The organism is Streptomyces sp. BL1 (assembly GCF_057628045.1).
In genome coordinates this window covers 7,090,293-7,099,965 of sequence record NZ_JBXYWZ010000002.1, presented here as the reverse complement: position 1 = coordinate 7,099,965, position 9,673 = coordinate 7,090,293, and the positions used below count along the sequence as shown (strand labels likewise).

Genomic DNA, 9,673 nt, shown 5'->3' with positions numbered 1-9,673 from the left:
CCACGGGGGTGAGCTCGCGACGGGGCTGCCGGGACACTACGCGATCAAGATCATCTTGGCTACGCTGCGAGTTTCACGGACAACGCTGATGAACGCTGGGTTTCGGGGCGCGGAGGCACGCCGTTGTACTTGCGTACGGTGCCGATACCCGCGCTGTAGGCGACCCCGGGAGAGCGGACACAGCGCGTTCGGTGGCGCTACTCCACTGTCACGTACCGCCTCCCCGAGGCAGCGCCTTATCGGGGCGGCATACGTCGCACACCGCTGCCGCCCGCCTGCGCTGCAGCTCGACTGCGTGCTCGGTAGTGATGTGCTGCTGCTCCCCACGGGCACCGGCTGGACGAGAACGTCGGCAAGCTGATGCGACACTTCGGCATCGAGTGAAGAGAAGCCCCCGGGGATTTCCGGGGGCTCTTCTCTTTGCCCTTGATTTGTCATGCACAATATGCTTACTCGCGACGGGTCATAGCCTGGAATCCACGACATTAAATCCGGTGTCGGCTGCTTCGTTTTCAAGAACGGCGATGTTAGGCGGTTCCGGTATCTCAGTGAATTCACTCAGAAGACTGTCGTACAGCGTCTCGCATGCCTGAATGTAGTCCGTGGCGGAGGCACGCGTTACGCTGAACTCATCGTCCCATGACTTAGCGTAAATGCGCTCGATGTGGCGAAATGTTTGCCTCATGCGTACGTCGACCCAAAAGTCTTGGGTGGCGAAGTGATAGAGGTGGTGCGTCACTCTGTAGGCGAAAAAGATGGCTAGCCGCGGGTTGGAGAAGACTGCATCCCACGCCGCCTCGAAAGCGCGCTCCGAGACATCGTGGCGCCTTGGCTGCACTGGAGGTTCAGGGCTCTCTGTGCCTGGGTGTGGGGTTCCATCGCGAGGGGGCGAGCCGATGGAGGGTCGCAGGTGAAATGCGTACTCCGCTTGTTCCCGCACTGCGCTGGCCTCAGCCGCGAACTCAACCGACCCGGCCGGCGTCTCCAAGCGGGTCATGCGCTCGAAGGCTCTGTATAGGTGGTTACGCAGGAACCAGGCGAGGACCGCCACCGTCGCTGGCCAGACAGCCGCCTTGAAGAACTCCAACACCAACTTCGCGATCTCCATCAGCCCATCCTGGCACGGCACTTGGGGGCAGTGAAGCGCAGATTGTAGTTGTCATGCCCATAACGTCACTTTGGACACTTTGGTGTAGACGCTCATGGGAAGGCGTCGTTGCTCCCCATCTGCTCTACGCTGGTGTCGCCAAGGGGGTGACTCATGGCCACGAAGGTTATTGAACACCGGAAGACGACATGGGAATACTCGATCCTCACCGCGAGTGCCCCGTCGGCCTCGGAACTGGGGTACGAGGATTTCAACAGCCTCTGCCCCCGTTTCGTGGAAGCGCTGAACAAATGGGGTCAAGATGGTTGGGAGCCCGTAAACATGGCTATATCTCATGCCTTCCCGTCTATGAAGAACGGTCAGCGTTCGGTCGCGATCTTGTTGCGTCGCGAAGTCACCTCATGATCTCTGGCCCACCGCCTCGCCACTCGATCATGGGGGACTGAGCTATCCACTCCTCGTCCACATCTAGACCAGTTCGGCGCAGGAACTCGACAAGATCCCGCATGCCGTAGGCGCGGCCCAGGATCTCGTCGCCCCCGCGAACCCGCCGACCACCTTCCTCGTCGGGCGGGTAGATCACTATGACAGCCATGGGGACAGGCTCACCTTGTGCGGGACCTAGGGCGTTTCTTCTGGATCACCTCGCTGACCAGATGAGGATGCCTGCGATGTGGAGTGCGGCGAGGTAGACGGTTGCGGTCTTGTCGTAGCGGGTGGCCAGGCCGCGCCATTGTTTGAGGCGGTTGATGCAGCGCTCGACGGTGTTGCGTTGCTTGTAGGCGTCGCGGTCGAAGGCGGGTGGTCTTCCCCCGAGGCGACCGCGGCGCTTGCGGTGCGCGGTCTGATCCGCGGGCTGTGGAATCACCGCCCGGATGCCCCGTCGGCGCAGGTGTTCGCGGATGGCGCGGGAGGAATACGCCTTGTCCGCGAGGATCATCTGGGGCGTGATGCGGGGCCGTCCGAGGGGCCGGGGAACCCGCAGACGGGCCATGACCTGTGTGAACGCGGGTGCATCGCCGGCCTGTCCGGCCGTGAGATGGATGGCCAGGGGCCGGCAACGGCTGTCGGCGGCCAGGTGGATCTTGGTGGTCAGTCCGCCGCGGGACCGTCCGAGGGCATGGTCGTGCGGCTCGCCGGCCGGGGCCCCTTTTGACGGGCCCCGGCGGCGTGCTGGTGAGCGCGGACGATGGTGGAGTCCACCGCGACGACCCAGTCCAGGTCGCCCGCGGAGTCCGCCTGGGTCAGCAGGGCGGTGAAGACCTTCTCCCATGTGCCATCGGCGGCCCACTTCCGCAGCCGGTTGTGGACGCCTTTCCAGGAGCCGAACTCCTCGGGCAGATCCATCCACGGACAGCCGGTGCGGTACTTGAACGCGATCGCGTCGATCACCTGCCGGTGATCCCGCCACCGACCGCCCCGCCGGGGCGCCCGGTCCGGGAGTAACGGCTCAATTCGCTGCCACTGCACGTCAGTTAAGGCCACACCTGAACCAACGATCAGATGATCCGAAGGAAACGCCCTAGTAGTGCTTCGTTAGGTGTGCCGTTCATGTCCGGTGCGGAGCATGCTGGCTGGTATGAAGCTGGGGGAAGTGGACGGGCTCCGGGGTGAGTTGGCGGAGTTCGTGGCCGATGTCTTCGGTTCGCTGCCGCGGCGGGATCAGCGGCGGTGGGGTGAGTGTTATCTGCGCGGTTTGATGCTGGAGGGGCGGCGCAAGTCGATCCAGCCGATGGCCGCGCGGTTGCCGGACGGGAACATGCAGGCTCTGCAGCAGTTCGTGAACCAGTCGCCGTGGGATCCGCTGCCGGTGCGCCGGCGGATCGCCCGCCGGCTGACGGACGCAGTCGGCCCGGCAGTGTGGGTGATTGACGATGTCTCGTTTCCCAAGTGCGGCACCACCTCGGTGGGGGTGGCCCGGCAGTACTGCGGTGCGCTGGGCAAACGGGCCAACTGCCAGGTGGCGGTGAGCGTGCACGCGGCCACCGACCAGGCCTCGTGCCCGCTGCAGTGGCGGCTGTATCTGCCGCTCGAGTGGACCGGAGACCGGGCCCGGTGCCGGGCCGTGGGGATCCCCGATCAGGTCATGCCCGCGACCAAGACCCGCCTCGCCCTGGACATCGTGGATGAGCTGGCTTCCTGGCAGCTGACGGCACCGGTGATCGTCGCCGATGCCGGTTACGGTCGCAGCGTCTCTTTCCGACAGGAGCTGGAGGAACGCGGCCTGTCGTATGTGGTGGCGGTCGAGCCCAAGGAGACGGCCCGGCCCGCCACGGCCGTGCCCCACCTGCCGGACTACGGTGGTCTGGGACCGCCCGCCCTGCCGCGTTATCGCGACCGGCACCGGCCGCTGCCCGAACTCCTCGACGAGGACGTGCCGTTCGCCGAGGTGTCCTGGCGCGAGGGCAGCAAGGCAGTCCTGGCCTCCCGGTTCACGGTTGTGGAGATCCGGCCGGCGGGAAAGCTGGCCACCCGGGCCGCGCAGGAGGCCGGCGGCGGCCGCAACCAGTGGGACGGCGTGCTGCCCACCCGCACCCTGCTGGTCGAATGGCCGCAGGCCGCGCCGGCACCCACCGGCTACTGGATCTCCAACCTGCCCGCCACCACCCCCGTCGCGGACCTGGTGCGGTGGGCGAAGATGCGCTGGCGCATCGAGCACGACTACCGCGAGCTGAAACACGGCCTGGGCCTGGACCACTTCGAGGGCCGCAGCTGGCGCGGCTGGCACCACCACGTCACCCTCGTCACCGCAGCCCAGGCCTTCCTCACCATCCGGCGCCTGGACCCAAAAGTCCGCACACCGGCCTGACCCTCTACCAAGTCCTCGATGCTCTGCAGGACCTGCTGAGGTGCTGGACCGGCATCTGCACCACCTGCGGTCGACCCCTCACCCGAGCCAGAACCTAACGAAGCACTACTAGCCCAAGTTGGTGAGGCCGCCGAGGACGTCGCCTACGCCGCCGGCCGCGGGCGGCTGCTGGGGGATGTTCGGGAGGCCGGGGTCGTCTGCTGTGGCCATTCCTGCGCTGCCGAGCAGAGCCAGAGCGGCCAGAGCGACAGCAACCGCAGCGTTACGGATACGCATAGGGACCTCCGGGTTTCGTGGTCTCGTTCGTGCGTCACCACGCTGCCCCGGGCACTCCACACCCACGACGGGAGATGAGCCAACCGAGTGACCGCTCACAGCGGCCCGCCGTAGCGGCCCAGCAGCAGCCACGGCTCCCCATCACGCCCCGCACCGGGCGGCTGCCCTTGTGTGGGCTCGCTCGCGAGGTACAGCCATCCGCCGTGCTCGGCGTATGCGCCCTTAGCATAGATCTCGTCCGGGTCCCACGGTTCGTGTGGCTCCATGATCAGGACTTTAGGGCGCCGGACTGCACAGCTCCATGTTCTCGGCGGGAGTCCGCACGATCGGGTGGATCAGGCTCTAACGGAGCAGGTCAGGGCGCGTTCCTGTCGATGCTCGGGTTCGCTGGCTCCTGTAGGTGATCTCCACTGACGGGAGAAGGACCGTGCGTATCCGATCCGTACTTGCTGCCTCAGTTCTGGCTGGCGTTGCTCTCCTAGGCGGGGCAGCCACCGCCGCCGCTGATCCCGAGCCGCCGTCTTCCACGCCCGATAGTTGGCAGTCTCCCTCCGACTCGACGACCCCCGTCAAGCTCGATGTCCTTGACCACGGCTGGGTGATCTGAAGGAGAGCACCATGCGTATCCCAACTGCTCTTGCAGCTTTGGCCTTGGCCGCTACTGCGGCACTCGGTGGGGCTGGCGCTGCCGCGGCCGACCCCCCGCCGCCTCCGAACCACACCGACATCGTCGAAGTGCCGGTCAACGCTACGGGCGGCTTTCTGAACACCTTCCACCCCCCGAATCACCCGACCGCTAACCAGTAGCTGGCAACGAAAAGAGCCCCCTGCCGAGCCCGAAGGCCCGACAGGGGGTTTCTCTATCTCTCTTCACCAACCGCCTTCTCACGGGCGGAAGTCATGTCACACGAGGTGGCCGCACTGTTCGTCGTGAACGTGCTCAACCGGCTCGGACAGAGCCTGCTCGGTCTTGCGGTCCTCGGTGCGCTGGACGCCCTCACCGATGCCCAGGATGGCAGCGGCAAGGCCCAGCACCAGCTCGACGGGGATGGACGGGACGAAGTGCACCAGCAGCGCCAGGGCGGCGCTGACGACGGCGTACAGACGCGCGGGGTTGGTCGTGATCAGCTCCATGTCAGGGCCCTTACCTGTCGGTTGGTGACCTTCACGGTCTTGTTCTTGGGGTCGTTCACGGCCAGCTCGAACCGGAGGTCTCCGTCCCACGGGGCCTTGGCCTGCGTCGTGAAGTCGACGTACGAGGCGCCCGACGTGGCGGACCGCTCGGCCGAACCGACAAGGAGAGGAACATGGGCCGCAACCCCGGCGACGACGACTACGAGGTGAACGGCTACGACCTCAGCGATCAGGAGATCGTCACTGAGCCCGCGCCCAAGTCGGACGACGAGGACTACGACGAGGATTGATCATGGGCACACGCGACACGGTTCGTGAGTTCCTGAAGAGGGACTTCCCAGACAGGCAGCAGCTCTCTCAGTGGTGCGGCAAGCACGACAAGGCCAAGACACGGCTCATCGGCCGACACTCCTGGGTATGCCTAGCCTGCGTCCGTGACAGGAGCAACGGCGCGTCCTAGCCTCACTGGTCCGCCCCCGCTGTTCGGAGCTCTCCCCCCTAGCCCCGACGGCGGGGGCTTCTCTGTGCCCGGAACCCCCAGTCGTGGCCGAAGTCGCGCTGAGCAAGGGGGTCTCCGCCGACCTGCCGCGCCGGTGCACATGGCCTGTGCTCAGCGCGTGGTCGCGGTGGTGGGCACTGCGTGCGGAGTTCGCGGCGCCGGGATCCGACAACTTCCTGAGTGCTGAACGGTGTTGCGGGGGGGGGGTGCGAGTGCCGTGCTCGCCGACAGCCTCGGGACGCACCTGATCGAGCGGTACGGCAGCGCCGCACGTGACTGCGATCCGCACCAGGCATGGGCCTGGCCCGGCGGTGACAGCGGCGGTTGGCCGTAACGAGAGCGAATACGGGCTCGGCACTCGGTACAGCCAGGGCTCAGCGGGCGCGCCCACCGCCGCGGGTGACCGACGGGGAGGGAGCCTTGTGAGCGGTGCGGCCAGCAGCGCGGCTCGGTGCGGGCGCGGTCCAGGCGCCGGGGAACCAGACGGCGGTGTATTGCTCAATGGCATCGCGCAGTCCAGTGGTCACAGCTCCCTCCCAGGGCGGCCGGCCGGGCCGGAGAGAGGTGTCGATCGTTCCGTACTGCCTTGTGTTCAGGCGGGTGTTGCGGGCTTCGTCACGACGGTGGAAGGTGCCGTGATCCAGGAAGCTGAGTGCGACCGCGTCGATCTCACCGCGGTCCGGGTGGATGACCGCCACGCGAAGTCCCCCGTAGGTGTGCGCATCGATGGTGCGGCTGAAGTCGATCCGCAGCCGCAGCGGTAGATGTCGGTCCGGGGTGGCGTAGTAGGTGTTGCCCACGACGGTGCTGTCGTGGAAGGGCAGGCACAGCTCGGCGAAGAACTCGGGGGCGTGCAGGGACACGAAGGGTCTCCACTCAGAGTCGAGTTGGCGCTATCGGCGCGGGCCGGGCAGGGCCGGTCGGCTGGTGGCACTCCAGCGCGGGACGCTGGGCGTGAGGAGCGCGGTCGGGCGGCGGGCCGCGGCCCGCTGCACGTCCAGTGGGGTAGGTGTCGGCGGTTGCGGCGGGCGGATGGGGGTGAGCTGGGCCCTGTCCTTGATGTAGCTGAAGGTTTCCTCCTGCCAGCGGGGCAGTGGGGCCGGGTCGGCGACGCACTGGGTGAGGACAGCGAGCAGGGCGATGGGGGTGTCGGTGCTGGCGGTCGCGTACCAGACGGTCCGATCGATGGAGTTCCCCGCCCACAGATGCCAGCGGGCGTCACGTGTGGTCAGCTCGGCTTCCGGGTCGAGGTCCCCGCTGGTGAACTCCATGCCGGCGAGTCCGTCCGGGGCCTGGATGGCGAAGACGTCCCGGCGGGGGCGGTCGAACTTCCAGCCCTGTGTGAGGAGCGGGGCGACGGCCAGAAAGGGATCGTGCTCATCAGTTCCAGCTACCGGTCTGGCCAGGTAGGCGTCGGGACCGTGCTCGTACGCCGAGGCGAGAGCGGTGGTGAACGCACGGACAAACTCCGTGGGGGTGCGGTCGTTGAAGCAGGCGCCCCAGATTGGCGGACCGAACGGGTCCTTGTAGGCGTTGATTCGCCAGAGCCCGTCATCCTCGCCCTCGGGTAGATATCCCAGGCGCACCCGCCGGTCGGGAGCGTTCACGTACACGTTGGCGAGGTCGTCGTGCTGCAGGTCCCATCCGAGGTCGAGGAGTGGGGCGAGGGCGGGGTCCCCCGTCCCGGTGGTGGAGGCGAGGTAGCGCGGGGAGACGTAGACGTCCCCGTCGATGTCGTGGCGCGGATCGGTCTGGCTGCTCATCGGTACGTCTCGGTGGTCAGGGTGATCTCGTCGGCGGCGGCGTCGAGACGCGCGTTGACTTCTGCGGTGTCACAGCCGGTGACGATGTAGCACCCGGCTCGGGCAGTGAACAGATCGCCCTCGGGCGGGAGTACGAGCCGGTCGAGGGGGCGAGCAGGCAAGAAGAAGGTTCTCCGAATCGGTGGACGGCAGGGCGCGGCAGGGAGCTGTCAGTCGGCGCGGCGGCGGCGCAGCTCGAAGACGCCGCCCCAGTGGGGGTGCGCGGCGATCATCTTCCGGGCGTAGAGAGCCGTGAAGTCGTTATTCAGCCCGACGACACCGTGCGGGAGTTGGCGACGCAAGTCCTCGAAGAGGTCCTTGAGGCTGATGCGCGTGGCGCCAGCGGCAAGGCGAGCGGCCGTCATACGCTCCAGCGCGCGGTAGATGTGCGGGTTGTGCGCGTCAAAGGCGCGGAACCGCTCGGTGATGGTGCAACCGCTCGCACGGTCTGCCCCGGGAAAAGCAGTGGGCATGAGGAGTTCTCCACAGGCGGGGGAAGCGAAACGGGGGCAAGTGCGCAGGGCGGGATCGGTACGCAGGCAGGCGAAGGCGAGGAACGGTCATCGGGCCGGCAGGGCCGACGGGCTGCTGCGCAGCATCTGCCTGCCGTGCGCGGCGGACGCCCTCGCCTCGCCATCTCCACCTACGGCATCCCGCTCCTGGCGCCTGCGCTCACGCGGCCAGCTCGAGCTCGGAGAGCCGGGCGACCTGCGGATTGGCGGCCAGCCACTGGACCAGAAGGGAACGCGGTCGGGCCAGCTCCGTCTCGGCTCCGGTACTGGGCAGATCCGCGCCCGCCGGGCGGTGGGAGCCCTCGGCACAAGCGGCGACGAGTGAGGACTCCAGAAGGTCCAGGGTGTGCCGTAGGCGCTTGGTGAAGTCGCAGACCCGCATCGGGTAGGCGTGGCGCCGGGCCCACCGGCCGATCGCGTCGTAGACATCGGCCAACTCCGAGCCGGACGCGGTGAGTTCCAGGCCGACGCCGGGCGCGACGTGGGCGAGACCGTGGTCGCGGGCTGCTTCGGTAGCGCGTCGGAGGTGGTGCTCGGAGAGGTCGGGGAGGGTGCCGGCCAGCCGCATTGGCGGTATCGCCCCGTTGTCATCGATCTCGGTGATCAATCGGATCAGGCCGGGCGAGGACAACACGGTGAAAGCGGTGCGGAGTTCGGCGGAGGTGAAGGCGGCAGTCATCGGCGCGGACCTCCCGTCGCGAGCGCCGCCTTCGGCGGTGCGGTCGTGAAGTGGGAGAACAGGTCGTGGTTCTGCCAGGCCGGGCTGGAGGTCCCGCCGTCCTGGGGCGACGCAAGCCGGGTGGGGGCAGGCCGGGACTGGTTGCTCACCCATGGTTTCGGCGTGGGCGCGGCCTGCGGATCTCCCCAGACCGGGTGCTGGGCAGCTCGGGTGAGGGGGTGGCCGGCGGACCATGCGGACAGGGCGCTGAAGACGGGTGCCAGCGCGTCGCCGGCTGCGGACAGGCGGTAGGGCCGGCCGGGTCCCGCGCTATCGACCAGGCCGTCGGCCGTGAGTTGCCTGAGCGGCGGGTAGATGTTGGTCAAGTCGCTGCTGGGCATCACGGTCCTCGCCAGGGCCCGGCCACTGACCTGTTCGCGGGACTTGAGCACCCACAGGATGGCTGCGGCGTGCCGCCGGGTGAGCAGGGTGAGGCTGTCCTCGATCTGCTCGATCGCGGGCAGCGGACGGTCCGCCTGTTCCAGATGCGCCTCGGCCCAGGTGGCGAGCATCGGCAGGACCGGCAGCAGGGCTGCGCCGCGGTCGGTGTGGCCGTAGGTGACGTGTCGCGAGGTGCGTTCGGTGCGCTGGACGAGGCCGGCGTCGCACAGGGATCCCAGCTTGGGGTGGAGCTGGCCGGTGTGCAGCCAGGGCATCTTGGCCGCCAGTTCGCTGTAGCGCTGCGGCGGCCCGGACAGGGCCAGCAGGATCCGCGCGGTCCAGCGCGGAGTGATCATGGCGAGTGCCTCGGTGACCCGGGCGATGTCGGCGTCGGTGTCAGGGGGCAGACCGGTGGGGGCCAAGGGAGGAACTCC

The 9,673-nt window shown here is 67.7% G+C and carries 14 protein-coding genes; 2 read left to right on the top strand and 12 right to left on the bottom strand.

Annotated elements, in window-relative coordinates:
• Nucleotides 1-463: 463 nt before the first annotated feature.
• Nucleotides 464-1,108, bottom strand: coding sequence for a hypothetical protein (locus tag AC3AGO_RS31205; RefSeq protein WP_487823619.1), 645 nt, complete (start codon nucleotides 1,106-1,108; stop codon nucleotides 464-466).
• 153 nt (nucleotides 1,109-1,261) lie between these two features.
• Here AC3AGO_RS31205 and AC3AGO_RS31200 point away from each other — a divergent pair, with 153 nt between their 5' ends.
• Nucleotides 1,262-1,513, top strand: a complete 252-nt coding sequence (locus AC3AGO_RS31200; RefSeq protein WP_487823618.1) for a hypothetical protein — start codon at nucleotides 1,262-1,264, stop codon at nucleotides 1,511-1,513.
• On the opposite strand, the gene AC3AGO_RS31195 is transcribed toward AC3AGO_RS31200, so the two are convergent.
• Both AC3AGO_RS31195 and AC3AGO_RS31190 read right to left on the bottom strand, forming a co-directional pair.
• Nucleotides 1,503-1,703 carry a hypothetical protein gene (locus tag AC3AGO_RS31195; RefSeq protein ID WP_487823617.1) on the bottom strand — a complete coding sequence of 67 codons (201 nt, stop codon included), beginning with the start codon at nucleotides 1,701-1,703 and terminating at the stop codon, nucleotides 1,503-1,505. The genes AC3AGO_RS31200 and AC3AGO_RS31195 overlap by 11 nt on opposite strands.
• 45 nt (nucleotides 1,704-1,748) lie before the next feature.
• Nucleotides 1,749-2,608, bottom strand: a protein-coding gene (locus AC3AGO_RS31190; RefSeq protein ID WP_487824879.1) for an IS5 family transposase whose coding sequence is annotated in 2 segments (ribosomal slippage) — nucleotides 1,749-2,263 and nucleotides 2,263-2,608 — 861 coding nt in all. Because the reading frame shifts where the segments join, the coding sequence is not laid out codon by codon here.
• A gap of 79 nt (nucleotides 2,609-2,687) precedes the next feature.
• Between AC3AGO_RS31190 and AC3AGO_RS31185 the strand changes: the two genes are divergently transcribed.
• Nucleotides 2,688-3,917 (top strand): IS701 family transposase, encoded by a 1,230-nt coding sequence (locus AC3AGO_RS31185; protein WP_487823616.1) that lies wholly within the window; start codon nucleotides 2,688-2,690, stop codon nucleotides 3,915-3,917.
• 108 nt (nucleotides 3,918-4,025) lie between these two features.
• Here the strand turns inward: AC3AGO_RS31185 and AC3AGO_RS31180 are convergent, their stop codons facing one another.
• The 9 genes from AC3AGO_RS31180 to AC3AGO_RS31140 all read right to left on the bottom strand — a co-directional run bounded on the left by AC3AGO_RS31180 (nucleotide 4,026) and on the right by AC3AGO_RS31140 (nucleotide 9,661).
• Nucleotides 4,026-4,193, bottom strand: coding sequence for a hypothetical protein (locus AC3AGO_RS31180; protein WP_487823615.1), 168 nt, complete (start codon nucleotides 4,191-4,193; stop codon nucleotides 4,026-4,028).
• A gap of 95 nt (nucleotides 4,194-4,288) precedes the next feature.
• On the bottom strand, nucleotides 4,289-4,459 hold the full coding sequence (locus AC3AGO_RS31175; protein WP_487823614.1) for a hypothetical protein: 171 nt from the start codon (nucleotides 4,457-4,459) through the stop codon (nucleotides 4,289-4,291).
• A gap of 637 nt (nucleotides 4,460-5,096) precedes the next feature.
• Entirely contained in the window at nucleotides 5,097-5,327 is a 231-nt protein-coding gene (locus AC3AGO_RS31170) for a hypothetical protein (RefSeq protein ID WP_487823613.1), read from the bottom strand.
• 873 nt (nucleotides 5,328-6,200) lie between these two features.
• Nucleotides 6,201-6,689 carry a hypothetical protein gene (locus AC3AGO_RS31165; RefSeq protein WP_487823612.1) on the bottom strand — a complete coding sequence of 163 codons (489 nt, stop codon included), beginning with the start codon at nucleotides 6,687-6,689 and terminating at the stop codon, nucleotides 6,201-6,203.
• A 30-nt stretch (nucleotides 6,690-6,719) separates the two neighbouring features.
• Complete coding sequence (locus tag AC3AGO_RS31160) at nucleotides 6,720-7,589, bottom strand: SPDY domain-containing protein (protein WP_487823611.1); 870 nt, start codon at nucleotides 7,587-7,589, stop codon at nucleotides 6,720-6,722.
• On the bottom strand, nucleotides 7,586-7,750 hold the full coding sequence (locus AC3AGO_RS31155; RefSeq protein WP_487823610.1) for a hypothetical protein: 165 nt from the start codon (nucleotides 7,748-7,750) through the stop codon (nucleotides 7,586-7,588). The genes AC3AGO_RS31160 and AC3AGO_RS31155 overlap by 4 nt, the downstream gene beginning before the upstream one ends.
• Nucleotides 7,751-7,798: 48 nt before the next feature.
• Nucleotides 7,799-8,101 (bottom strand): hypothetical protein, encoded by a 303-nt coding sequence (locus AC3AGO_RS31150; protein WP_487823609.1) that lies wholly within the window; start codon nucleotides 8,099-8,101, stop codon nucleotides 7,799-7,801.
• Nucleotides 8,102-8,300: 199 nt separating this feature from the next.
• Complete coding sequence (locus tag AC3AGO_RS31145; RefSeq protein ID WP_487823608.1) at nucleotides 8,301-8,819, bottom strand: regulator; 519 nt, start codon at nucleotides 8,817-8,819, stop codon at nucleotides 8,301-8,303.
• The gene (locus AC3AGO_RS31140) at nucleotides 8,816-9,661 is read right to left on the bottom strand and encodes a winged helix-turn-helix transcriptional regulator (protein ID WP_487823607.1); all 846 of its coding nucleotides are present in this window, start codon (nucleotides 9,659-9,661) and stop codon (nucleotides 8,816-8,818) included. Before AC3AGO_RS31140 ends, AC3AGO_RS31145 begins: the two co-directional genes overlap by 4 nt.
• Nucleotides 9,662-9,673 lie beyond the last annotated feature (12 nt).